Below are 22,644 nucleotides of genomic sequence, written 5' to 3' on the forward strand. Positions count from 1 at the left end.
GGCCAAGCCCGCTCCCACAGGGCCCTGGTAAACCTGTGGGAGCGGGCTTGGCCCGCGATGGGGCCGGCTCAGGCGCCGGACGTTTCAGCCCCTGACAATCTGGTTCTTGCCCTGCCGCTTGGCCTGATACATCGCCGCATCCGCCCGTGCGAACAGGCTGTCGAGCACTTCATCCTCCTCATCGATGCCGGTCAGCCCCTGGCTCACCGTCACCCCGAACACCTGTTCGTCCTGGCTGAAGCTAAGGCGCTGGATCTCGCGCTGCAGACGCTGCGCCACCTGCAGCGCCAGCTCCGGCGTGCACCCGGGAAACACCGCCGCGAACTCTTCGCCGCCAATGCGCCCGAACAGGTCGCCACGGCGCAGCACCGCCTTGCCGCTGTCGGCGATGCGTTGCAGCACCTGATCACCCGTCTGGTGCCCGTAGGTGTCGTTGACCTGCTTGAAGTCATCGATGTCCAGCAGCAGGAACGCCATCGGCGCCTGCTCCTGGCGTGCCTTTTCGAAGGTGTGGTGCGCGCATTCGAAAAAGTGCCGGCGGTTGCTGCTCTGGGTCAGCACGTCGGTGGTAGCCAGGCGCTGCAACTCGCCTTCGAGCTGCTTCTTTTCGGTGATGTCCTCGGCCATGCCGACCACGATCACGCCCTGTGCGCTGTCGGCCTGCTGGTTGATGAAGCACTTGTCGCTGAGCCAGCGCACCTGCCCGTCGGCGGCGATGATGCGGTACTCGCGGTCTTCCACCGCGCCCTTGACCAGCACCTCGGCCAGGCTGCGTTCGGCGTACTCCAGGTCGTCGGGGTAGATGCTGTCGCGCCACTCGTTGTGATCGGCCAGCAGCAGACCGGCCGAGCGCCCGAAAATCCGCTCGTAGGCCGGGCTCACGTACAGCACGCGCCGGGTTTCCCAATCCATGGCCCAGAGCACCGCGTTGACACTGTCCAGCAGCGAGCTGAACAGCTGCTCGCGCTCGCTCAGGCGCGCGACTTCACCCTGGGCATGCAGCAGGGCCAGCAAGGTGTGCGCGGGATGCGACGGTGGGCTGAACGACGGGGACGGCGGGTTCTTGTTGACCATGTGCACGAAGCGTCTCGAAAAGCGGAATCGAAAGGCGAAGGGCGTGCGGCCTGACACGGCCCGCCACGCGGGCGATATGCCAGTCAGAGTGAAATTCGAAGGGAGAGTTCCTCAGGCACGCCCCAGGACGGGGCGCGCCGATCAACGGCGTCAGGCCAGGGCAGGGCGCAGCGAATAGGTCTTGAGCTGTGCGGCGAAGTCGCGCAGCGACTGGATACCGCTGGCCTCGGCCTCGTGTACCCAGTCCTTCATCGCGGCCAGCATGTCGTGGCCGTTGGCACTGGTGCGTGCCCAGATCTGCTGCAGGGCCAGGCGCTTCTCGTAGATGGTCTTGAGTGCCTGGCTGTGCGCCAGCATCGACTCGATGCGCTGGTGGTGGCGGTCTTCGAGCAGGCTCGGCTCACGCGAAAGCAGGCGCTTGGCGCGGCGGAACTGGTGGCGCACCGAGTCGTCCACGCGCATCAGCTCCTGCTTGACCAGCGGCGCGATCACCAGCTTGCGGTACTGCGCCATGATCTGGAAGCGGTTGTTGAGGATCGCCATGGCGGTGTCCATGTCGAGCTGGCCCTTGCCCTCGACGCGGTGCGCGATGGGTGCCACGCGCTGCACCTTGGCCAGGCGCAGCCAGGTGAACAGCTTGATCCACGCCCAGCCCATGTCGAACTCCCAGCGCCTGACCGAAAGCTTGGCCGAGTTGGGGTAGGTGTGGTGGTTGTTGTGCAGCTCTTCGCCGCCGATGATGATGCCCCACGGCACCAGGTTGGTGGCGGCATCGCGGCATTCGAAGTTGCGGTAGCCCACCGCGTGGCCCAGGCCGTTGACCACGCCGGCGGCCCAGAACGGAATCCACATCATCTGCACTGCCCAGATGGTGATGCCGATGGTGCCGAACAGCAGCACGTCGATCAGCGCCATCAGCGCGATGCCGCCCAGCTTGTAGCGCGAGTACAGGTTGCGTTCGATCCAGTCCTCGGGGCAGTTCTTGCCGTAGATGCGCAGGGTCTCGGGGTTCTGCGCCTCTTCGCGGTACAGCTCGGCACCCTTGCGCAGCACCGTGGACAGGCCCTTGATGACCGGGCTGTGCGGGTCGTCGACGGTTTCGCACTTGGCGTGGTGCTTGCGGTGGATGGCGGTCCATTCGCGGGTGTTCTGCGCCGTGGTCAGCCACAGCCAGAAGCGGAAGAAGTGCTTGAGCCCGGCATTGAGCTCCAGGGAGCGGTGCGCGGAATAGCGGTGCAGATAAACCGTGACCGCGACGATCGTCACGTGGGTCATCAGCAGGGTGACGGCCAGCAGTTGCCAGGCTGACAGGTCGAGAAAACCGTTGTACCACATAGGCGGGTGGGCCCTCGTAAAGCGAAAGAAACAGCGCAAAGTATTATCCCTACCCTACTAAATAAAACCAGTCGGCGTTTTAGATAGGAGGTCACGGGATATTTCTACCCCTATAATGGCCATCATTTTGCCCTGGGTTCCAGCGACTCTATGTCTGTATCCGTTCGAGACGCCCTGCGTATGTCCGCGCTGTATCTGGTGCTGTCGGTCATGTGGTTGGTGCTGTCTGATCAAATACTGAGCAATCTTTTCGATGATCCCGCCCAGCTGGCACGCTGGGAGCTGATCAACGCCTACGCGTGGATGGGCTGCAGCGCTGCGCTGATCTTCGTGTCGCGCTGGCGCCTGCTCAATTTCATCGGCGTGGGCGCGCGCCTGCGCCGCGAGGACCGCGAGCGCCTGCGCATGGCCGCAGCGGTGTTCGACAGCACCCTCGAAGGGGTGCTGGTGAGCGACCGCGACGGCCTGATCGTGCACGTCAACCGGGCGTTCATGCAGATCACCGGCTACCAGAAGGACGAGGTGCTGGGCCAGCGCCCGAGCAAGTTCAAGTCGGGCCGCCACGACACCGCGTTCTACCAGCAGATATTCGCCACCCTGGCCGAGAAGGGCGAATGGAGCGGCGAAATCTGGAACCGGCGCAAGAACGGCGAGATCTACCCGCAGTGGCAGACCATCTGCGCCATTCACGACGACAGTGGCCAGCTGACCCACTACGTGGCGGTGTTCAGCGACATCAGCGCGATCAAGCACACCGAGCGCGAGCTGGCGCACCTGGTGCACCACGACCCGCTCACCGACCTGCCCAACCGCCTGCTGTTCAACGACCGGGTCAAGCAGACCCTGGCTGCGGCCCAGGCCAACAAGCGCGGCTGTGCCCTGTTGCTGCTGGACCTGGACCACTTCCAGAGCATCAACGACAGCCTCGGCCACAACACCGGCGACCAGTTGCTCAAGGCCGTGAGCGAACGCCTGCTGGCCCAGCTGGGCACCGGCATGACCCTGGCGCGGCTGGGCGGCGACGAGTTTGCCGTGCTGTCCGAGAACTGCGCCCAGGTCGGCCAGGCCGCTGCCCTGGCGCAAGGCATCATCGATTGCCTCAAGGAGCCGTTCGAGCTCGACCACCATCGCCTGTTCACCAGCGTCAGCATCGGCATCAGCCTGTTCCCCAGCGATGCGCTGAGCGCCGAGCAATTGCTGCGCAACGCCGACTCGGCGCTGTTCAAGGCCAAGGGCAATGGCCGCTCGGGGTACGCCCTGTACACCGAGGAGCTGACCGCCCATGCCCAGCAGCGGGTCGAGACGGCCGGCGAGTTGCGCCGGGCCCTGGAGCAGCAGGAGCTGCGGGTGTACTACCAGCCGGTGCACGACCTGCTCACCGGCGCCATGATCGGCGTCGAGGCACTGGTGCGCTGGCAGCACCCCGAGCGCGGGCTGGTGCCGCCGGGCGAGTTCATCCCGATTGCCGAACGCACCGGGCTGATTGCCGAGATCGACACCTGGGTGATGCGCCAGGCCTGCCAGCAGATGGTGCAGTGGCAGGCCGAGGGCAAGGCCCTGAGGTTTGTCGCGGTCAACGTGTCCAGCCGCCTGTTCGGCAAGCGCAGCCTGTACCAGCTGGTGGCCCAGGTGCTGCACGACACCGGGCTGGACCCGGCGCGGCTGGAGGTCGAGGTGACCGAAAGCGCGGTGATGGAAGACCCCGAGGTGGCGCTGGAGCAGTTGCACCGCCTGCGCGAGCTGGGCCTGCAACTGGCCATCGACGATTTCGGTACCGGTTACTCCTCGCTGCTGCGGCTCAAGCGCCTGCCGGTGCAGAAGCTCAAGATCGACCAGGGCTTCGTGGCGGGCCTGCCCCATGACGATGATGACGTCGCCATCGTGCGGGTGATCATCGCCCTGGCGCGCAGCATGGGCATGCAGATCCAGGCCGAGGGCATCGAAGAGGCCGAGCAGGCGCGCTTCCTGCTGGAGCAGCAGTGCGACATGGGCCAGGGCTACTGGTACGGTCGACCGGTGCCTGCGCAGCAACTGCGCTGGTCCTGAGGGCCCTTTCGCGGGGCAAGCCCGCTCCCACAGGGGCCGGTGGAGAACCTTGTGGGAGCGGGCTTGACCCGCGATGGGCTGCAAAGCAGCCCGCCTCTACACTTTTTAGTTATATAAAAATTCTTAAATAGTATTTTTAAGAATATTCCACCCTCTCTAAGATTGCCCTCAAGCCAGGCGCAGTCGTCCCCTTCAGATGCAGCTGCACGGCACCCCTTATTTCCAGGAGCACGAGCATGAGCGCATCTCTGCGTAGCGTTGACGGACAGGACGAAGCCACCATTCTGCGCGAGATCCAGAGCGCATTGCGCGACCTGCGTTTCGGCGCGGTGGAAATCACCGTGCACAACGCCCAGGTCGTGCAGATCGAACGCAAGGAAAAATTCCGCCTGCAGAATCCAGGCAACAAGCCCAGCTGATTCAGCCCTCTAATTAGAAAAAAATACGCCAATCGGGAGCTTCACCATGTCCATCCGCCGTTATGCCCTGGCCGCACTGGCCAGTGCCGTGTTTGCCGGTTCCGCCATCGCCAAGGACTACGAGCTGTTGAACGTGTCCTATGACCCCACCCGCGAGCTGTATCAGCAGTACAACGCCGAATTCATCAAGCACTGGCAACAGGCGCACCCGGACGACAAGGTCAAGATCCAGCAGTCCCACGGTGGCTCGGGCAAGCAGGGCCGTGCGGTGATCGACGGCCTGCGCGCCGACGTGGTGACCCTGGCCCTGGCCGGCGACATCGACGAAATCGCCAAGCTCGGCAAGACCCTGCCGGAGAACTGGCAGACCCGCCTGCCCGACGCCAGCACCCCGTACACCTCGACCATCGTGTTCCTGGTGCGCAAGGGCAACCCCAAGGGCATCAAGGACTGGGGCGACCTGATCAAGAAGGACGTGTCGGTGATCACGCCCAACCCGAAAACCTCCGGTGGCGCGCGCTGGAACTTCCTCGCCGCCTGGGCCTACGGCCTGAAGGCCGGCGGCAGCGAAGCCAAGGCCCAGGAATACGTGCAGGAGCTGTTCAAGCACGTGCCGGTACTGGACACCGGCGCCCGCGGCTCGACCATCACCTTCGTCAACAACGGTCAGGGCGACGTGCTGCTGGCCTGGGAAAACGAAGCCTTCCTGGCCCTCAAGGAAGACGGTGGCGCCGACAAGTTCGACATCGTCGTGCCGTCGCTGTCGATCCTGGCCGAGCCGCCGGTGGCGGTGGTGGACAAGAACGCCGAGAAAAAGGGCAATACCGCGATCGCCACCGAATACCTCAAGTACCTGTACAGCCCGGCCGGCCAGAAGATCGCCGCCGAGAACTTCTACCGCCCGCGTGACGAGAAGGTCGCTGCCGAATACGCCAAGCAGTTCCCTAAACTCGAACTGGTGACTATCGACAAAGACTTCGGTGGCTGGAAAACTGCGCAGCCCAAGTTCTTCAACGATGGTGGTGTGTTCGACCAGATCTACACGGCGCAGTGATGCGTGGCCGTTAGGATAATCGCCATTCAGTAGCCAGCATGGGCCCGGGATTCGTCTCGGGCTTCGTGCGTTAAACCAGGGACTTCTATGTCGCGTCGTATCTCCCCCGTCATACCCGGCTTCGGGCTGACGCTGGGCTACACCTTGGTGTACCTCAGCCTGATAGTGCTCATACCGCTGGCGGCCATGTTCATCCATGCCGCCCAGCTCACCTGGGACCAGTTCTGGACCATCGTCACCGCACCCCGGGTGCTGGCCGCGCTCAAGCTCAGCTTCAGCACCGCGTTCTATGCGGCGCTGATCAACGGCGTGATCGGCACGCTGCTGGCCTGGGTGCTGGTGCGCTACACCTTCCCAGGGCGCAAGGTCATCGATGCGATGATCGACCTGCCGTTCGCCCTGCCCACCGCGGTGGCCGGCATCGCCCTGACCGCGCTGTATGCGCCGTCCGGTCTGGTGGGCCAGTTCGCCACCGACCTGGGCTTCAAGATCGCCTACACGCCGCTGGGCATCACCCTGGCGCTGACCTTCGTGACCCTGCCGTTCGTGGTGCGCACGGTGCAGCCGGTGCTGGCCGACATCCCGCGCGAGGTCGAAGAGGCCGCCGCGTGCCTGGGGGCCAAGCCGCTGCAGGTGTTCCGCTACGTGCTGGCGCCGGCGCTGCTGCCGGCCTGGCTGACCGGCTTCGCGCTGGCCTTCGCACGGGGTGTGGGCGAGTACGGTTCGGTGATCTTCATCGCCGGCAACATGCCGATGAAGACCGAGATCCTGCCGTTGCTGATCATGGTCAAGCTCGACCAGTACGACTACACCGGCGCCACTGCCATCGGCGTGATGATGCTGGTGGTTTCCTTCATCCTGCTGCTGCTGATCAACCTGTTGCAGCGGCGCATCGAAACCCCGTGAAGGAGGCCTGACCCATGTCTGCATCATCTGTTGGTGTGGCCGCTTCGGCCAACGCTGCCCGCCGTGGCAGCGCGATTTCACGGCGCGTGCTGATCGGCCTCGGCTGGCTGATCTTCGCGCTGTTTCTGCTGCTGCCGCTGTTCATCGTGGTGTCCCAGGGCCTGAAGATGGGCCTGGGCACCTTCTTCGAGGCGATCTTCGAGCCCGACGCGCTGTCGGCGCTCAAGCTCACCCTGATCGCGGTGGCCATCTCGGTGCCGCTGAACCTGGTGTTCGGGGTCAGCGCGGCGTGGTGCGTGAGCAAGTACAGCTTCCCCGGCAAGAGCATCCTGGTGACCCTGATCGACCTGCCGTTCTCGGTGTCGCCGGTGATCGCCGGTCTTGTCTACGTGCTGATGTTCGGTGCCCAGGGCTTCTTCGGCCCGTGGCTGCAGGACCATGACATCCAGATTGTGTTCGCCCTGCCCGGCATCGTGCTGGCGACCATCTTCGTCACCGTGCCGTTCGTGGCGCGCGAGCTGATCCCGCTGATGCAGGAGCAGGGCACCCAGGAAGAGGAGGCCGCACGCCTGCTCGGGGCCAACGGCTGGCAGATGTTCTGGCACGTCACCGTACCCAACATCAAATGGGGCCTGATCTATGGCGTGGTGCTGTGCACGGCGCGCGCGATGGGCGAGTTCGGTGCGGTGTCGGTGGTGTCCGGGCATATTCGCGGGGTGACCAACACCTTGCCGCTGCATGTCGAGATCCTCTACAACGAATACAACCATGTCGCGGCCTTCAGCGTGGCCAGCCTGCTGCTGATCCTGGCGCTCTTCATCCTGCTGCTCAAGCAGTGGAGCGAGTCCCGCATTAACCGCCTGCGCCACAGCGCCGCGGAGGAATAATTCATGTCGATCGAAGTTCGTAACGTCAGCAAGCGCTTCAACGCTTTCCAGGCCCTGGACAGCATCAACCTGGATATCCACAGCGGCGAGCTGGTAGCGCTGCTGGGCCCGTCCGGCTGCGGCAAGACCACCCTGCTGCGCATCATCGCCGGGCTCGAGACGCCGGACCAGGGCAGCATCGTGTTCCATGGCGAGGACGTGTCGGGGCACGACGTGCGTGATCGCAACGTCGGCTTCGTGTTCCAGCACTACGCGCTGTTTCGCCACATGAGCGTGTTCGACAACGTCGCCTTCGGCCTGCGCATGAAGCCCAAGGGCGAGCGCCCGAACGAGACGCGCATTGCCGAGAAGGTCCACGAGCTGCTGAACATGGTGCAGCTGGACTGGCTCAGCGACCGCTACCCCGAGCAACTGTCCGGTGGCCAGCGCCAGCGTATCGCCCTGGCGCGGGCGCTGGCGGTAGAGCCCAAGGTGCTGCTGCTGGACGAGCCGTTCGGTGCGCTGGACGCCAAGGTGCGCAAGGAGCTGCGTCGCTGGCTGGCGCGGTTGCACGAAGACATCAACCTGACCTCGGTGTTCGTGACCCACGACCAGGAAGAAGCCATGGAAGTGGCCGACCGTATCGTGGTGATGAACAAGGGCGTGATCGAGCAGATCGGCTCGCCGGGCGAGGTATACGAGAACCCGGCCAGCGACTTCGTCTACCACTTTCTGGGCGACTCCAACCGCCTGCACCTGAGCGAGGACCAGCACGTGCTGTTCCGTCCGCACGAAGTGTCGCTGTCGCGGCAGGAGGTGGAAGGCCACCACGCAGCTGAAGTGCGTGACATACGCCCGTTGGGCGCGACCACGCGGGTGACGCTGAAGGTGGAAGGGCAGAGCGAGCTGATCGAGGCCGAGGTGGTCAAGGATCACGACAGCCTGACCGGGTTGGCCCGTGGCGAGACGTTGTTCTTCAAGCCGAAGGTGTGGCAGAAGGTCGGCAATATCTGAGGCCTTACGGGCCTCATCGCGGGTCAAGCCCGCTCCCACAGGTACTCCACTGCCCCTTGGATCAGTGATATCCCTGTGGGAGCGGGCTTGACCCGCGATGGGCCGCGAAGCGGCCCGCCTCACCACACCCCGATCTTCACCACGCTGTCCGCCTGCGGCTCCCCGTAGCGAAACCGCTCCCCCCGCCGCTCGATCTCCGCATGGCTGATCGTGGTGCGGCGCTTGAGCCCGCGCAGCCACTGCAACAGGTATCCCTGATGCACCTCGCGCACGCCGGCATGCGCCGGATCATCGCCCAGGTCGTGCCGCTCCTGCGGGTCTTCCTGCAGGTCGAACAGCTGCGCCCTGAAGCCGTCATACGCGATGTACTTGAAGCGCTCGCTGCGCACCATGGTCATGCGGCAACGGTCGATCGGCTGCCCCAGCCGCTCCCGCGCCGGGGTCTGGAACGCATAGTCGTACTCGGCAATCGCGTATTCGCGCCATCCCTGCGCCGTACCGTGCAGCAACGGTACCAGTGACCGCCCCTCCAGCCGATGCTCGGCCCCTGGCAATCCCAGTGCGTCCAGAAACGTCGGCAGCGCATCGATGGTCTCCACCAGCCGCGCATCCACCGTGCCGCGGGTGGCATCTGCCGCCCCACGCGGGTCGCGCACGATCAACGGCACTCCCACCGCCTGCTCCAGCAGAAACTCCTTCTCCCCCAGCCCGTGGTCGCCCAGAAAATCACCGTGGTCGCTGGTGAACACGATCAGCGTGTCGTCCCAGCGCCCGGTGCGTCGAAGCACTTCGAACAGCCGTCCGAGCTGGTCGTCCACCTGCCTGATAAGCCCCATGTAGGTGGGGATCACCTTCAGGCGCACCTCCTCGCGGGAGAAGTTCACGCTCTCCTGATGCTGGCGGAACGCGCCATACACCGGGTGATCGCTGCGCCCGCCCGGCACCGCCGGCAGCACCTGCGCCGCGCCATACAGCGCGTGGTACGGCGCCGGCGCGATGTACGGCCAGTGCGGCTTGATGTACGACAGGTGCAGGCACCACGGCTGCTCGCCCTGTTCGGTGATGAAGTCGATGGCGCGGTCGGTGGTGTACACCGTCTCCGAATGCTGCTCGGGCAGGCGCGTGGGGCGGTCGGCGTGGCGCATGTGCCAGCCGCTGAGCACCTCGCCGTCTTCGCCCTGCGCCGCATTGGCCCAGTCGTGCCAGGGGTTGTCGCCGCCATAGCCGTGTTCGCGCAGGTAACGGGTGTATGGCGCGCTCTCGCGCTTGTCGGCGAACTGCGGGTCGTCGGGGTAGATACCGTCATGGCGCACATAGGCTTCGAAACCCACTTCATCGAGCTGCCTGGCCATGTCGGCGTCGATGCCCAGCTGCTGCTGCGCCTGAAGGTTCGGCGTGGCGTGGGTCTTGCCCACCAGCGCGGTGCGGATGCCGGCCGGGCGCAGGTAGTCGCCCAGGGTCAGCTCCTCCAGCGGCAGCGGCACGCTGTTCCAGGCCACCTGGTGGCTGCTCACATAGCGCCCGGTGTACGCCGACATGCGCGACGGCCCGCAGATGGTGCCTTGGGTGTAGGCGCGGCTGAAGCGCACCCCGGCAGCGGCCAGGCGGTCGATGTTGGGCGTGTGCAGGTGCGGGTGGCCGTAGCACGACAGGTAATCGCGACGCAGCTGGTCGCACATGATGTACAGCACGTTGCGCACGGGGGCAGGTTGGGTCATGGCGCTCACCGGTTGAAAGTCTGGTGGGTGATTTCGCCCTGCACGCCACGCGACCACAAGCGCATTTGCCGAATACCTTCGATGCGCCCGGCGCAACACCTCAGATGGCCAGGCGCTCCAGGTTGCACAGGTCCTGGTCGGCCTGATCGGTGGCGACGATCTGCGCGATCATTGCCTCGGCCAGCGGCGACAGGCGCTGGCGCGCACGGCTGACGATGCCGTAGCGGGTGTACAGCTCCTCGCAGTCGTCGTGCAGGCCGTCGATGTTCAGGCGCACCAGTTGCTGGGCTGCGCTGTGCAGCGCATCGCTGTTGGCGCTGCAGATGCCGATCGCGTCGGAGTTCAGCACCACCCCCAGCAGGCTGTAGCCGTTCTCGCACTCGACGCTGGCGGTGAAGTCCGGGCGCCCGCTCAGGTCGCTGATCACCTTGCGCAGGTTGGGCGGGCGCAGGGTCACCGCCAGGGGGTAGGCCAGCAGTTGCTCGGCGCTGACGTTCGGCAGTTGCGCCAGCGGGTGCGCGGCGCGGCAGCAGAAGTGCCAGCGGCGCGGGCGCAGGCGCACGGTGTGGTAGGCCGGGTCGGCCTCGAAGCGGCGGGTGTCGGCCACGAAGAACTCGAACTCCTCGGCCAGCAGGCGCTTGTCCAGGTTCTGCCAGTCATCCACCTGAAAGCGCACCCGTGCCCTGGGGTAGCGCCCGATGAACGTGCCGATGGCACGCGGCACCAGCCCGGCGGCCGGCGCCGGGCCGCAGCCAAAGCGCAGCTCGCCGGCCTCCAGGCCGTTGAACTGGCTGATCTCGTTGCTCAACTGATGCGCGCCGCTGACCAGCCGGCGTGCATGTTCGAGCACCACCAGGCCCTGTTTGGTCGGCGCCAGCTCCTTGCTCGACCGGTCCACCAGCAGGCACCCGGCGCTGTGTTCCAGGGCCTGGATGCTACGGCTGAAGGCCGATTGCGAAAGGCTCACCGCGTTCGCCGCCGCCACGAAGCTGCGGTGCTCGGCAAGCGCGATCAGGTGGCGAAGCTGGCGTAGGTCGATATGCATTTTTCACATGAAAAGTATCGGGCAAATGCATTTGCTCTGCCTCGGCTGCACTCCTTATAAAGGCAATCTCTTATGCAGTAAACATATGTGAAATCATAAATAAATAACTTTAAGGAATATCAATTCCTTGCCCAGGAGCCGCCCATGCGCCCGTCTTCCCCCGCCGCACCCTTGTCTTCCCGACGGCTCAAGCGCCTGCCGCTGGCCTTGCTGCTGGCCGGCAGCGCGCATTGGCTGCCGGCCCAGGCGGCCACCGAGGCGGCGCCCGAGGTCAAGCCCGACAGCCAGCTCAAGGCCGTCACCGTGACTGCGCGCCGACGTGAAGAGAGCGCCCAGGACGTGCCCACGCCGATGAGCGTGCTCGACGGCCAGGCCCTGGAAAGCCAGCGCGTGTACCGCATCCAGGACCTTCAGCAGTTGGTGCCCAGCGTCAACGTGGCCTACATGCATGCGCGCCAGTCCAGCGTGTCGATCCGCGGCCTGGGCAACAACCCGGCCAGCGACGGCCTGGAAGGCAGCGTGGGGCTGTACCTGGACAACGTCTACCTCGGCCGCCCCGGCATGGCGGTGTTCGACCTCATGGACATCGAGCAGCTCGAAGTGCTGCGCGGCCCCCAGGGCACCCTGTTCGGCAAGAACACCACTGCGGGGGTCATCAACATCAGCACCCGTGCGCCCAGCTTCACCCCCGAGCGCAGCATCGAGGCCTCGGTGGGCGAGGACGGCTACTTCCAGACCAAGGGCACGCTTTCCGGCCCGCTCACCGAGACCCTGGCCGGCCGCTTCTCGGCCTACCGCACGCGCAGCGACGGCGACATCAGCAACGAGCACGACGGCCACACCCTCAACGGTGGCGAGCGCCAGGGCTTTCGCGGGCAACTGCTGTACAAGCCCGGCGAGCAGTTCAACCTGCGCTGGATCGGCGACTACAACGAGGAAGACTCCAGCGCCGGCACCCGCGTGCTGTACAGCACCGGGCCGACCATCAACGGCGTCAACCGCTATGAAAACCGTGCGGCGGCGGCCGGCGCCACGCTGGTCGACGGCCGCCACCGCAAGGTCAACCTGGACGACGACCAGAAGGTCACGGTGTTCCAGGGCGGCACCTCGCTGGAGGCCAACTGGACCCTGGACAACGACTTCACCCTGACCTCCATCAGCAGCTACCGCTGGTGGGACTTCACCCCGCGCAACGACGACGGCCTGGATGTGCCGGCGACCTACAACGCCGGGGTGTCGGTGCAAGACAAGCAGTACTCCCAGGAATTTCGCCTGGCCTCGCCCACGGGCGGCTTCTTCGACTACGTACTGGGCGCGTACTACTTCGGCTCCAACCTGGACAACAAGTCCTTCGCCTTCTACGGCCCCCAGGCCGACGTGTGGAACGGCACGCCGACCGGTGCGCTGGCCAACGTCAGCTCGGTGGGCAAGGGGCACATCAAGACCGACAGCTTCGCCCTGTTCGGTCAGGGCACCTGGCACCTCACCCCGCGCCTGGACTTCACCGCCGGGATACGCGGCACCTACGAAGAGAAAAGCGCCTGGGTCAACCGCAGCGCCCCGGTGGGCGGCGCTGCGGTCAGCGGGGCGGCGGCAGCGGTACGCCAGGGACGGGCCGGTGCGTATGACTCGGGCGACCTCAACCAGTACAGCACCAGCCCCTCGGGCCTGCTCAACCTCAGTTACCGCTTCACCGACGACCTGCTGGGCTACGCCACGCTGTCCCACGGCGAGAAGTCCGGCGGGGTCAACCTGGCGGTGGGCACCGCACCGGTGGCTGGCGCCGACTCGTTGCTGATCGGCACCGAGCGCGCCAACAACGCCGAACTGGGCTTCAAGAGCACCCTGTGGGACCGCCGCCTGCAACTGAACGCCAACCTGTTCTGGACCCAGGTCAACGGCTACCAGACCAACGCCTACGACGACGCCAACCGCGTGCAGTACCTGACCAACGCAGGCTCGGTGCGCTCACGCGGGGTCGAGTTCGACAGCACCCTGGTGCCGCTGCGCGGCCTTACGCTGAACCTCAACGGCTCGTTCAACGACGTGCGCTACCTCGCCTACAAGGACGCCCCGTGCGCGCCGGAGGTGGCTCTGCAACCGGGTGCCCCGGCCGCCTGCGACCTCAGCGGGCATCAGGTGGTCGGCGCCTCCAAATGGATCGCCAACGCCAACGGGCAGTACCAGTGGGACCTGGACAACGGCCTGCAGCCCTATGTCACCGCCAGCTATGCGTTCCGCTCCAGGGCGGTGGGCACGGTCGAGGACTCGGACTTCGCGCAGATCCCCAGCTACGCCGTGGTCAACCTCAGTACCGGCCTGCGCGGCGATGCCGGGGGCGGGCAGTGGGACGTGTCGCTATGGCTGAAGAACGCCTTCGACAAGACCTACTACACCACCCTGTGGAGCGCCGCCAACGGCGGCTACGAAGGGCTGCTCGGCACCCCGCGGACCCTGGGCGTGACCGGTCGCTATGACTTCTGAGGGGGTTTTCGATGCCTTTGGCGAATATTTTCGATGCCGCAAAGGCATTGCCAGATCAGCAATGCCCTCCAGCCCTTGATTGGCGCGGGCTAGAGCGGTTCAGCGGTTTTGTATATGCGATCAGGTTCTATCCATAACTTTAAAGATTACTTTAAGAGATAAGCAGCACGCGTCGATCATCCACCTCAGCGAAGGCCGGCCAGACCGGGCGGCCTTCGATGCACATGCACCGAACCTCCCAGGAGTTGATCAATGGGTAATGTCCAGACCGCCGCCAGTGCTCTCGATGTGCTTTGGCGCCAGGCGCCGGGCGGCGAGCTGGTCGACCTCGGTCGGCCGCACCGGTTGCCGCTGGCGCAACAGCGCTTGCAGCGCACCCCGCGTAGTGCCTTGAAGGGCCGCGAGAAGGTGCTGCTCGGGGTTTTCGCGCTGGTGCTGCATGGTGCCGTGGCCTACTGGGTCAGCCAGGCACCGGCCCCGGTGTTGCCGGTGGTTCCACCGGAAATCCCGCCGATGACCATCGAGTTTTCCCAGCCGGCGCCACCGGTTGTCGAGCCGCCGCCCCCGGCGCCGGCCGAGCCTGTGGTGGAGCCGCCACCGCCGGTGGTCGACGAGTTGGCCGTCAAGCCGCCGCCACCGCCCAAGCCGGTACCCAAGCCCAAGCCAAAGCCGGTGCCCAAGCCCGAGCCTGCGCCCAAACCGGTCGAGCCGCCGCCGGCACCGCCACAACCTGCCGCCCCGCCTGCGCCACCTGCCCCGGCGCCGGTGACCCCGGCTTCGGCCAGCGCGGCGTACCTGAAGAACCCGGCGCCGGAATACCCGTCGCTGGCCCAGCGTCGCGGCTGGGAAGGCACCGTGCTGCTGCGGGTGCATGTGTTGCCCAGCGGCAAGCCTGGCGAGATCCAGTTGCAGAAGAGCAGTGGTCGCCAGCAGCTCGACGATGCCGCGCTGGCGGCGGTAAAGCGCTGGAGCTTCGTGCCGGCCAAGCAGGGCGACGTGGCCCAGGCGGGCTGGGTCAGCGTGCCGATCGATTTCAAGATTCGCTAAAAATTTCGCGCTAACAGAGAGAAACCATCATGAGTGTATTGGCATCCCCCCTTGAATCCATCGAAAGCGCGGTGATCTGGCTGCTGGTGGTGTTTTCCGTCGCGACCTGGGGCCTGGCCCTGGTCAAGGGCTTGCAGTTCGCCCGCCTGAAGAACCAGGACAAGCGCTTCCACAAGCAGTTCTGGGCGGCCTCAAGCCTTGATTCGGCCGCCGAACTCACCCAGACCCAGCCCGGCGCCGCCGCCCGCGTGGCCCAGGCCGGCTACGCCGCCATCGCGGTGGGCGAGCCCGGCCAGGCCAATGACCTGAGCCAGGCGATCAACCACCAGGACCGCCTCGAACGCGCCCTGCGCCAGCAGATCGTGCGTGAGCGCCGCTCGCTGGAAACCGGCCTGGCGGTGGTGGCCAGTATCGGCAGCACGTCGCCGTTCATCGGCCTGTTCGGTACCGTGTGGGGCATCATGGAAGCGCTCAAGGGCATCAGTGCGGCGGGCTCGGCGAGCCTGGAAACCGTGGCCGGGCCGATTGGTGCGGCGCTGGTGGCCACGGGTGTGGGGATCGCGGTCGCGGTGCCGGCGGTGCTGGTTTACAACTACTTCCTGCGTCGCCTGAAACTCACGGCGGCCGACCTCGACGACTTTGCCCACGACTTCTACAGCCTGGCGCAGAAGAGTGCCTTCCGCGTGCTGGTGCACCCTGCGCTTCACAAAGCTGCAACAGTGAGCGGCCAACCTGTGAAAGAGGCGTCCTGACATGGCCTTTTCTACCCAGGACAGTGACGAGGTACTCAGCGAGATCAACGTGACGCCGCTGGTGGACGTGATGCTGGTGCTGCTGGTGGTGTTCATCGTGACCGCGCCGTTGTTGACCAACGCGATCCCGATCAGCCTGCCCAAGACCGAGGCCGTGGCCCCGGTGGAGCAGAAGGACCCGCTGGTGGTGAGCATCGATGGGGGCGGCAAGTTGTTCATCAACAAGGACGAGATCCAGCCGGACTTGCTGGAGACCAGCTTGCAGGCGGCCAAGGCCAAGGACCCGGAGGTACGCGTGCAACTGCAGGCGGACGACGGTGTGAATTATGGGGAAGTGGCGCGCGCCATGGCCTCGATCGAGCGGGCGGGGATCACCAAGCTTTCGGTGATCACCGCGCGTTGAGCACGATGCAACGGTAAGGGCAACGCATTCGGGGGCCGTATCCTGGCAGGGGACGGCCCCTTTTTTTATGCCCGTTCCGAAGGCGCCGATACCAGCGCCCACAGGGTTGCACATAGTATTCGTAAAGCAGTTTTGGTTATTAATAAATAGCTTCTTATTCCTTTACGAATATAACCCCCGCCCTATACTTGCCCTCATGCAATGCAAACCCAGCAGGAGGCATCTCATGCGCAATGAGTCGATTCGTTACCTGATTGTGCCGGGCTGGCAAGGATCGCCAGACGATCACTGGCAAACCCACTGGCAGAACAGCCTGCCCAACAGTGCCCGCGTCGAACAGGCCGACTGGATCACCCCGCGTCGTGAAGACTGGGTTGCCGCGCTCGAACATGCCATCGCCGCCGACACCTCGCCGGTGATCCTGATCGCCCACAGCCTGGGCTGCATCACCGTCGCGCATTGGGCCGCCCACGCCAGCGAAACCCTGCTGCAGCAGGTACGTGGCGCACTGCTGGTGGCCCCGGCCGACGTCGAACGCCCGGCCTGTGCACCGGCCCTGCGCAACTTCGCGCCGATTCCGCAGAACCTGCTGCCGTTTCCCAGCCAGGTGGTCACCTCCGACAACGATCCGGCGGTCAGCGCGCCACGGGCGATGCAACTGGCTCGCGCCTGGGGCGCAGAAGCCGGTGTGCTCGGCGGCGCCGGGCATATCAACGTCAAGTCTGGACACCGGCGCTGGGAGCAGGGCTTTGCCTACCTCTATCGCCTGCAGAGCCGCCTGGAACAGCACGCACTGCGTCGCGCCTGACCCCGGGCGCTACCCTCTTTTTCATCAAGACGTCCGCGCCGTGAGTCGCTCGGGCGGGAGTTTGCCATGAGCCTTCACGACACCTACGGCCAGCCACTGCTGACCTTCCCCGAGAGCGACAAGAGCCCGTTGAGCATCCGCGCCAAGGCGCTGGTGTTCGTCGACCCGCGCTCGCGCCAGCTGCGCGAAGAGCTGGAGCTGCTGGCGCCGCTGGCCTTGCCCGTGCTGATCCGCGGCGAAAGCGGCACCGGCAAGGAGCTGCTGGCCCGGCAGATCCACCGCGCCAGCGACCGCGGCGGGCTGTTCGTCTCGGTCAACTGCGGCGCCATCAGCCCCACCTACGCCGACGCCGAACTGTTCGGCTACAGCGCCGGCGCCCACAGTGGTACCGCCAGCAGCCGCGCCGGCTGGTTCGGCTCGGCCAACGGCGGCACGCTGTACCTGGATGAAATCGCCGACCTGCCGCTGCCGATCCAGGTCAAGCTGCTGGCTGCCCTGGAAAACCGCGAAGTCACCCGCGTTGGCGCCCAGCAACCCAACCCGGTGGACGTGCGCCTGGTGGCCGCCTCCAGCATCGACCTGGCCCAGGCGGTGGCCGCCGGCAAGTTCCACGACCGTCTCTACCACTACCTGCACGAAGGCCGCCTCGAGCTGCCCGCGTTGCGCGAGCGGGTGGGCGATATCCTGCCGCTGGCCGAGTACTTCGTGGGCATCTACAGCCCGCGCCTGAACCTGGCCGTGCCGCCGCTGCTCAGCGAGGCCGCGCAGCGGGTGCTGGAACTGCACAGCTGGCCGGGCAACACCCGCGAACTGGAAAACGTCATTCACTTCGCCCTGCTGGTCAGCAGCGGGGAGGAAATACTGCCCGAGCATCTGAACCTGCCCACTCCGCTGCAGGCGCTGGCCACGCAGCTCGACCAGCTCTGCCGCCTGGGCCAGCCGGGTGAGCGCAGTGCGTTGCAGGCCTTGCTGCAGCAGGTGTCGTTGCGTCTGGCGCAATCGGCCGCCTGAGGTCATGCGGGGCGCGCAACAAAAAATGGAATAAGCAGCTAAGCAAAAGATATTGTTAAGGAATAAAAAATCTCGGTATTGTCGCCTCCACGCCAGCTAGCACAATACTGGCACCCTCTCTTCCGCCGTCGACGATGGCTGTGATTCGAATAAGGACTGCGCATGAAAAAGGCTTTGTTGTTGACTGCATTGGCAGCCGCTCTGTCGGTTGCAGGTTTCGCCCACGCCGGCCAGAAGCTGGTGGTTGCCGCCACCCCGGTGCCCCACGCCGAGATCCTCGAGCTGATCAAGCCAACCCTGGCCAAGGAAGGCGTGGACCTGGAAATCAAGGTGTTCACCGACTACGTGCAGCCCAACGTGCAGGTCGATCAGAAGCGTCTGGACGCCAACTACTTCCAGACCCTGCCCTACCTCAAGAGCTTCAACGAAGGTAAAGGCACCCACCTGGAAACCGTGATCGGCGTACACGTCGAACCGTTCGGTGGCTACTCGAAGAAGGTCAAGAGCCTGGCCGAGCTCAAGGACGGCGCCACCATCGCCATCCCCAACGAAGGCTCCAACAGTGGCCGTGCGCTGATCCTGCTGCAGAAGGCCGGGCTGATCGAACTCAAAGATCCGAAAAACGCCCTGGCCACGCCCAAGGACATCGCCAAGAACCCGCACAACTTCAAGTTCAAGGAGCTTGAGTCGGCCCTGCTGCCACGCGTGCTGGACCAGGTCGACCTGGACATGATCAACACCAACTATGCGCTGGAAGCCGGCCTGAACCCGGCCAAGGATGCCCTGGTGATCGAGGGCTCCGACTCGCCTTACGTGAACTTCCTGGTGGCACGCCCCGACAACAAGGACAGCGACGCCATCCAGAAGCTGGCCAAGGCCCTGACCAGCCCTGAAGTGAAAGCCTTCATCGAGCAGAAATACAAAGGCGCGGTACTGCCGGCGTTCTGATTCGCCCGCTGTAGACCGCACGATGCAAAACGCCGACTCCGGTTACCGGGTCGGCGTTTTTTTTGAATGGGGTTTCAGCGTGGTGTGTTGACCGCGCGGCGCAGGGCCGTCAGCCATTTGATCAGTTCGCTGGGGTCGAGGGTCGGCTGGTCGCTGTTCATGGTGTTGTTTTCCTTGTGGGTTGAACGGCCCACGGGGCCGCGCACGACAGCTGTTTGATGGCGCGCGCGCGGGAAAGATCCCGCCTGCCACGAGGAAATTTGCGGTTAGTTTTTTGCGTGATATCAATATGCAATAACGATATTTAAATAAATATTTTTATAGCTTTAGAGTATTAACAAAGTGCTTACCGGCACGCCCAACCCTAGCCGCCACCGCCCGTCTACCCTCGGGCCGGTTCGAGACCACCCCCATGCAGCGCACCCTGTTTCGGGCGCCGAGGCCACGCCGATGAGCTTCGACGTCGCATTCATCCTCAGCACATTGCCCGCGTTTCTCAAGGCCGTCGGGGTCACCCTGCAGGTCGGCCTGATCGCCATCGCCACCTCGCTGGTGGTGGCCGTGATCAACACCGCGATCCTGGTCTACCGCACGCCCTACCTGCAGCGCGCCGTGGGCCTGTACGTGGAGCTGGCACGCAACACGCCGCTGCTGATCCAGCTGTTTTTCGTGTACTTCGCGCTGCCCAGCCTGGGCCTGAAGATTTCCGGCTTCGCCGCCGCGATCATCACCATGACGTTTCTCGGCGGTGCCTACCTGACCGAGGTGCTGCGCGCCGGCGTCGAGGCGGTGCCTGCCGCACAGCTGGAGTCCGGCCGCTCCATCGGGTTGTCCGAAGGCCAGCTGCTGCGCCACGTGATCCTGCCCCAGGCCGGCATCCTCAGCCTGCCGGCGCTGTTCGCCAACTTCATCTTCCTGCTCAAGGAAACCACCGTGGTGTCGGCGGTGGCGGTGCCCGAGATTCTCTACACCACCAAGAGCTACATCGCCCTGTACTACAAGACCTACGAAATGCTCGCGGTGCTGACGCTGATCTGCGTGCTGCTGTTCTTGCCGTTGTCGCTGCTGCTGAGCCGCCTGGAAAGGAGGTTGCAACATGGCCAGTTCGGGTCTTGAACTGCTGCTGGTGTCGCTGCCGCAACTGGCCCAGGGCGCCGCGCAAACCCTGTCGATCTCGGCCCTGGGCATCGCCTTCAGCACCCTGGGCGGGGTGCTCTACGGCGTGCTCGCCACCCTCGGCAAGCGCAGCGTGAACCTGGTGCTGCGGGTGTACCTGGAGCTGTTTCGGGCGATACCGGTACTGGTGTGGCTGTACCTGCTGTTCTTCGGCCTGCCGATCTTCTTTGCCGTGAGCATTCCCAGCTTCTGGTGCGCGGTGCTGGTGCTGTCGCTGTGGGGTGCCAGCGAGGTGGGCGAGGTGGTGCGCGGTGCACTGCATTCGCTGCCGCGCGGGCAACGCGAGGCGGGGCTGTCGATCGGCCTGGATGGCTGGCAGCTGTATGGCTACGTGCTGCTGCCCCAGGCACTCAAGCGCATGACCCCGCCGACCATCAACATCTACACGCGCATCATCAAGACCAGTTCGCTGGCAGTGCTGATCGGCGTGGTGGACGTGATCAAGGTGGGCCAGCAGATCATCGAGCGCACCTATGAGTCGGTGCTGATCTACGGCGCGCTGTTCCTGTTCTTCTTTTTCATCTGCTACCCGCTGTCGGCCGCCTCGCGGGCGCTGGAGCGGCGCTGGACACACGCATGAGCGCATTGATCGAGTTCAAGGGTTTCAACAAGTTCTTCGGTGAGCACCAGGTGCTCAAGGGCATCGACCTGCAGGTGCGCAGCGGCGAAGTGGTGGTGATCCTGGGCCCCAGCGGCTGTGGCAAGAGCACCCTGCTGCGCTGCCTCAATGGCCTGGAACTGGCCCACGGCGGCAGCCTGACACTGGCCGGTAAAGAGCTGCTGAGCAAGGCCACCGACTGGCGCCAGGTGCGCCAGCAGGTGGGCATGGTGTTCCAGAGCTACCACCTGTTCGGCCACATGAGCGTGATGGAAAACCTGCTGCTCGGGCCGCTCAAGGTGCAGAAGCGCGAACGCCTCGAGGCCCAGGCCCAGGCCGAAGCACTGCTGGCGCGGGTGGGCCTGCTGGACAAGCGCGACGCCTATCCGCGCCAGCTTTCCGGTGGCCAGCAGCAGCGTATCGCCATTGTGCGTTCGCTGTGCATGAACCCGCAGGTGATGCTGTTCGACGAGGTGACCGCCGCCCTCGACCCGGAGATGGTCAAGGAAGTGCTGCAGGTGATCCAGGGCCTGGCCCGCGACGGCATGACCCTGTTGATCGTGACCCATGAAATGGCCTTCGCTCGCGCGGTGGCCGACCGCATCGTGTTCATGGAGGCCGGCAGGATCCTTGAACAGAGCGCCCCCGAGAGCTTCTTTACGAACCCGCAGACCGCACGCGCGCAGCAGTTCCTGGAGAAATTCTCCTTTGTCGAAAGCCTGCCCAAGACACCACACAAGGAACTGTCATGAAGACTGCCCACGCTTCAAAACTGCTGCTGTCGCTGTTCACCCTGGCCGTACTGGCCGGTTGCAACAAATCCGAAGCGCCGAGCAAGCCTGCCGCCAATGCCGCAGCGCCGGCCACCAGCTATCTGGAAACCATCAAGGCCCGCGACAAACTGATCGTCGGCGTGTTCACCGACAAGCCGCCATTCGGCTATGTGGATGAAAGCGGGCGCTATGTGGGCTTTGACACCGACATCGGTCGCGAGCTGGCCAAGTCGCTGCTGGGCGACGAGAACAAGGTCGAGTTCGTGGCCGTGGAGCCGGCCAGCCGCATTCCCTTCCTGCAGAGCGACAAGGTCGACCTGATTCTGGCCAACATGACCGTGACCCCGGAGCGCAAGGAAGCGGTGGAGTTCACCAACCCCAACCTGCGCGTGGCGGTACAGGCGCTGGTGCCCGAGGGCAGCGAGGTGAAGAAGCTCGACGACCTTGCGGCCAAGACCACCATCGTCACCACCGGCACCACGGCGGACATCTGGCTGACCAAGAACCACCCGGACTGGAAACTGCTCAAGTTCGAGAAGAACTCCGAGTCGTTGCAGGCGTTGGCCAATGGCCGTGGCGATGCGTATGCGCAGGACAACCTGATCCTGTTCAGCTGGTCCAAGCAGAACCCGGGCTACCGTGTGCTGGACGAGAAGCTGGGCGAGGAAGCGCCGATTGCGCCGGCGGTGAAGAAGGGCAACATCGAGCTGCGTGACTGGGTCAACAGCGAGCTGGCGCGCCTGGGCGAGCAGAAGTACCTGCTCAAGCTGTATGACCAGTACGTGCGCAAGGAGCTTAGCGACGACACCAAGCCGGAGAGCGTGATCGTCGAGGGCGGCAAGTGGCAGGGCTGAGGCCCTGACACCGCGTCGCTCTTATCGCGTGTCAAGCCCGCTCCCACAAGGACCGTCGCTGTCTGTGTGGGAGCGGGCTTGACCCGCGATGGGCCGCCCCGCGGCCCGCCTTCTCTCCGGCCACCGCCCTTGCCCCACCCCCCCGCGTCTGCCCCAACGCCTTCTCCAGCACGATGCAGTTGCTCTGCGCATCCTGCTCCAGCGCCGCGATCAAACGTGATGCAGGCGACACCACCCACCCCTCGCAACGTCGCCGCTGTGCTCAATTGCCCCCAGGACAAGCGGCACGCGGAACCCTGATCTACGCTAACAG

General features: G+C 64.9%; 21 protein-coding genes. 17 read left to right on the plus strand and 4 right to left on the minus strand.

Translation table 11 applies throughout. The features are described 5' to 3' along the window. Positions 1-84: 84 nt before the first annotated feature. The gene (locus QMX96_RS08930; RefSeq protein ID WP_058541701.1) at positions 85-1,074 is read right to left on the minus strand and encodes a sensor domain-containing diguanylate cyclase; all 990 of its coding nucleotides are present in this window, start codon (positions 1,072-1,074) and stop codon (positions 85-87) included. A 150-nt stretch (positions 1,075-1,224) separates the two neighbouring features. Then, positions 1,225-2,409, minus strand: coding sequence for a delta-9 fatty acid desaturase DesA (gene desA, locus QMX96_RS08935; RefSeq protein WP_043861303.1), 1,185 nt, complete (start codon positions 2,407-2,409; stop codon positions 1,225-1,227). Positions 2,410-2,559: 150 nt separating this feature from the next. Between desA and dibA the strand changes: the two genes are divergently transcribed. The 6 genes from dibA to QMX96_RS08965 all read left to right on the plus strand — a co-directional run bounded on the left by dibA (position 2,560) and on the right by QMX96_RS08965 (position 8,714). Continuing rightward, a complete protein-coding gene (gene dibA / locus QMX96_RS08940) occupies positions 2,560-4,455 on the plus strand; it encodes a phosphodiesterase DibA (RefSeq protein ID WP_043861302.1) in 1,896 nt (631 codons plus the stop codon). 236 nt (positions 4,456-4,691) lie between these two features. Next, the gene (gene oscA / locus QMX96_RS08945; RefSeq protein WP_007941032.1) at positions 4,692-4,874 is read left to right on the plus strand and encodes a sulfur starvation response protein OscA; all 183 of its coding nucleotides are present in this window, start codon (positions 4,692-4,694) and stop codon (positions 4,872-4,874) included. 46 nt (positions 4,875-4,920) lie between these two features. After that, positions 4,921-5,928, plus strand: a complete 1,008-nt coding sequence (locus tag QMX96_RS08950; protein WP_043861301.1) for a sulfate ABC transporter substrate-binding protein — start codon at positions 4,921-4,923, stop codon at positions 5,926-5,928. A gap of 87 nt (positions 5,929-6,015) precedes the next feature. Further along, the gene (cysT, locus tag QMX96_RS08955; protein WP_043859898.1) at positions 6,016-6,834 is read left to right on the plus strand and encodes a sulfate ABC transporter permease subunit CysT; all 819 of its coding nucleotides are present in this window, start codon (positions 6,016-6,018) and stop codon (positions 6,832-6,834) included. Between the two features lie 14 nt (positions 6,835-6,848). Further along, complete coding sequence (gene cysW / locus QMX96_RS08960; protein ID WP_043859899.1) at positions 6,849-7,721, plus strand: sulfate ABC transporter permease subunit CysW; 873 nt, start codon at positions 6,849-6,851, stop codon at positions 7,719-7,721. 3 nt (positions 7,722-7,724) lie between these two features. Continuing rightward, positions 7,725-8,714 (plus strand): sulfate ABC transporter ATP-binding protein, encoded by a 990-nt coding sequence (locus tag QMX96_RS08965; protein ID WP_054915893.1) that lies wholly within the window; start codon positions 7,725-7,727, stop codon positions 8,712-8,714. A 119-nt stretch (positions 8,715-8,833) separates the two neighbouring features. Here QMX96_RS08965 and QMX96_RS08970 read toward each other — a convergent pair whose 3' ends face one another. Together QMX96_RS08970 and QMX96_RS08975 are read right to left on the minus strand one after the other, a co-directional pair. After that, positions 8,834-10,432 carry an alkaline phosphatase family protein gene (locus tag QMX96_RS08970; RefSeq protein ID WP_043859901.1) on the minus strand — a complete coding sequence of 533 codons (1,599 nt, stop codon included), beginning with the start codon at positions 10,430-10,432 and terminating at the stop codon, positions 8,834-8,836. Positions 10,433-10,532: 100 nt separating this feature from the next. Next, positions 10,533-11,477 carry a LysR family transcriptional regulator gene (locus QMX96_RS08975; protein ID WP_088514085.1) on the minus strand — a complete coding sequence of 315 codons (945 nt, stop codon included), beginning with the start codon at positions 11,475-11,477 and terminating at the stop codon, positions 10,533-10,535. A 144-nt stretch (positions 11,478-11,621) separates the two neighbouring features. Between QMX96_RS08975 and QMX96_RS08980 the strand changes: the two genes are divergently transcribed. The 11 genes from QMX96_RS08980 to QMX96_RS09030 all read left to right on the plus strand — a co-directional run bounded on the left by QMX96_RS08980 (position 11,622) and on the right by QMX96_RS09030 (position 22,331). After that, on the plus strand, positions 11,622-13,961 hold the full coding sequence (locus QMX96_RS08980) for a TonB-dependent receptor (RefSeq protein WP_282361639.1): 2,340 nt from the start codon (positions 11,622-11,624) through the stop codon (positions 13,959-13,961). Positions 13,962-14,213: 252 nt separating this feature from the next. Continuing rightward, on the plus strand, positions 14,214-15,008 hold the full coding sequence (locus QMX96_RS08985) for an energy transducer TonB (protein ID WP_282361640.1): 795 nt from the start codon (positions 14,214-14,216) through the stop codon (positions 15,006-15,008). Positions 15,009-15,037: 29 nt separating this feature from the next. After that, positions 15,038-15,760: a MotA/TolQ/ExbB proton channel family protein gene (locus QMX96_RS08990; protein WP_043859905.1), complete on the plus strand. Its 723-nt coding sequence runs from the start codon at positions 15,038-15,040 to the stop codon at positions 15,758-15,760. 1 nt (position 15,761) lies between these two features. Beyond that, positions 15,762-16,163: a biopolymer transporter ExbD gene (locus QMX96_RS08995; protein ID WP_043859906.1), complete on the plus strand. Its 402-nt coding sequence runs from the start codon at positions 15,762-15,764 to the stop codon at positions 16,161-16,163. A 226-nt stretch (positions 16,164-16,389) separates the two neighbouring features. Then, a complete protein-coding gene (locus QMX96_RS09000) occupies positions 16,390-16,971 on the plus strand; it encodes an alpha/beta hydrolase (protein WP_043859907.1) in 582 nt (193 codons plus the stop codon). A gap of 66 nt (positions 16,972-17,037) precedes the next feature. Then, a complete protein-coding gene (locus tag QMX96_RS09005; protein WP_058541698.1) occupies positions 17,038-17,982 on the plus strand; it encodes a sigma 54-interacting transcriptional regulator in 945 nt (314 codons plus the stop codon). A 162-nt stretch (positions 17,983-18,144) separates the two neighbouring features. After that, the gene (locus QMX96_RS09010) at positions 18,145-18,930 is read left to right on the plus strand and encodes a MetQ/NlpA family ABC transporter substrate-binding protein (protein WP_043859910.1); all 786 of its coding nucleotides are present in this window, start codon (positions 18,145-18,147) and stop codon (positions 18,928-18,930) included. A gap of 450 nt (positions 18,931-19,380) precedes the next feature. Further along, entirely contained in the window at positions 19,381-20,046 is a 666-nt protein-coding gene (locus tag QMX96_RS09015; RefSeq protein ID WP_043859911.1) for an amino acid ABC transporter permease, read from the plus strand. Beyond that, complete coding sequence (locus QMX96_RS09020; RefSeq protein ID WP_043859912.1) at positions 20,027-20,686, plus strand: amino acid ABC transporter permease; 660 nt, start codon at positions 20,027-20,029, stop codon at positions 20,684-20,686. The genes QMX96_RS09015 and QMX96_RS09020 overlap by 20 nt, the downstream gene beginning before the upstream one ends. Beyond that, complete coding sequence (locus tag QMX96_RS09025; protein WP_282361641.1) at positions 20,683-21,456, plus strand: amino acid ABC transporter ATP-binding protein; 774 nt, start codon at positions 20,683-20,685, stop codon at positions 21,454-21,456. Before QMX96_RS09020 ends, QMX96_RS09025 begins: the two co-directional genes overlap by 4 nt. Continuing rightward, the gene (locus tag QMX96_RS09030; RefSeq protein WP_054915897.1) at positions 21,453-22,331 is read left to right on the plus strand and encodes a transporter substrate-binding domain-containing protein; all 879 of its coding nucleotides are present in this window, start codon (positions 21,453-21,455) and stop codon (positions 22,329-22,331) included. The genes QMX96_RS09025 and QMX96_RS09030 overlap by 4 nt, the downstream gene beginning before the upstream one ends. The last annotated feature ends 313 nt before the right edge of the window (positions 22,332-22,644 follow it).

Origin of the sequence: Pseudomonas sp. PS01300 (assembly GCF_029960155.1) — a bacterium.
Taxonomy (GTDB): Bacteria; Pseudomonadota; Gammaproteobacteria; order Pseudomonadales; family Pseudomonadaceae; genus Aquipseudomonas; species Aquipseudomonas palmensis.

Bases quoted from the DNA above. Each gene is read 5' to 3' on its own strand.
- QMX96_RS08930 (WP_058541701.1), bottom strand. From the start codon at position 1,074: ATGGTCAACAAGAACCCGCCGTCCCCGTCGTTCAGCCCACCGTCGCAT.
- desA (WP_043861303.1), bottom strand. From the start codon at position 2,409: ATGTGGTACAACGGTTTTCTCGACCTGTCAGCCTGGCAACTGCTGGCC.
- dibA (WP_043861302.1), top strand. From the start codon at position 2,560: ATGTCTGTATCCGTTCGAGACGCCCTGCGTATGTCCGCGCTGTATCTG.
- oscA (WP_007941032.1), top strand. From the start codon at position 4,692: ATGAGCGCATCTCTGCGTAGCGTTGACGGACAGGACGAAGCCACCATT.
- QMX96_RS08950 (WP_043861301.1), top strand. From the start codon at position 4,921: ATGTCCATCCGCCGTTATGCCCTGGCCGCACTGGCCAGTGCCGTGTTT.
- cysT (WP_043859898.1), top strand. From the start codon at position 6,016: ATGTCGCGTCGTATCTCCCCCGTCATACCCGGCTTCGGGCTGACGCTG.
- cysW (WP_043859899.1), top strand. From the start codon at position 6,849: ATGTCTGCATCATCTGTTGGTGTGGCCGCTTCGGCCAACGCTGCCCGC.
- QMX96_RS08965 (WP_054915893.1), top strand. From the start codon at position 7,725: ATGTCGATCGAAGTTCGTAACGTCAGCAAGCGCTTCAACGCTTTCCAG.
- QMX96_RS08970 (WP_043859901.1), bottom strand. From the start codon at position 10,432: ATGACCCAACCTGCCCCCGTGCGCAACGTGCTGTACATCATGTGCGAC.
- QMX96_RS08975 (WP_088514085.1), bottom strand. From the start codon at position 11,477: ATGCATATCGACCTACGCCAGCTTCGCCACCTGATCGCGCTTGCCGAG.
- QMX96_RS08980 (WP_282361639.1), top strand. From the start codon at position 11,622: ATGCGCCCGTCTTCCCCCGCCGCACCCTTGTCTTCCCGACGGCTCAAG.
- QMX96_RS08985 (WP_282361640.1), top strand. From the start codon at position 14,214: ATGGGTAATGTCCAGACCGCCGCCAGTGCTCTCGATGTGCTTTGGCGC.
- QMX96_RS08990 (WP_043859905.1), top strand. From the start codon at position 15,038: ATGAGTGTATTGGCATCCCCCCTTGAATCCATCGAAAGCGCGGTGATC.
- QMX96_RS08995 (WP_043859906.1), top strand. From the start codon at position 15,762: ATGGCCTTTTCTACCCAGGACAGTGACGAGGTACTCAGCGAGATCAAC.
- QMX96_RS09000 (WP_043859907.1), top strand. From the start codon at position 16,390: ATGCGCAATGAGTCGATTCGTTACCTGATTGTGCCGGGCTGGCAAGGA.
- QMX96_RS09005 (WP_058541698.1), top strand. From the start codon at position 17,038: ATGAGCCTTCACGACACCTACGGCCAGCCACTGCTGACCTTCCCCGAG.
- QMX96_RS09010 (WP_043859910.1), top strand. From the start codon at position 18,145: ATGAAAAAGGCTTTGTTGTTGACTGCATTGGCAGCCGCTCTGTCGGTT.
- QMX96_RS09015 (WP_043859911.1), top strand. From the start codon at position 19,381: ATGAGCTTCGACGTCGCATTCATCCTCAGCACATTGCCCGCGTTTCTC.
- QMX96_RS09020 (WP_043859912.1), top strand. From the start codon at position 20,027: ATGGCCAGTTCGGGTCTTGAACTGCTGCTGGTGTCGCTGCCGCAACTG.
- QMX96_RS09025 (WP_282361641.1), top strand. From the start codon at position 20,683: ATGAGCGCATTGATCGAGTTCAAGGGTTTCAACAAGTTCTTCGGTGAG.
- QMX96_RS09030 (WP_054915897.1), top strand. From the start codon at position 21,453: ATGAAGACTGCCCACGCTTCAAAACTGCTGCTGTCGCTGTTCACCCTG.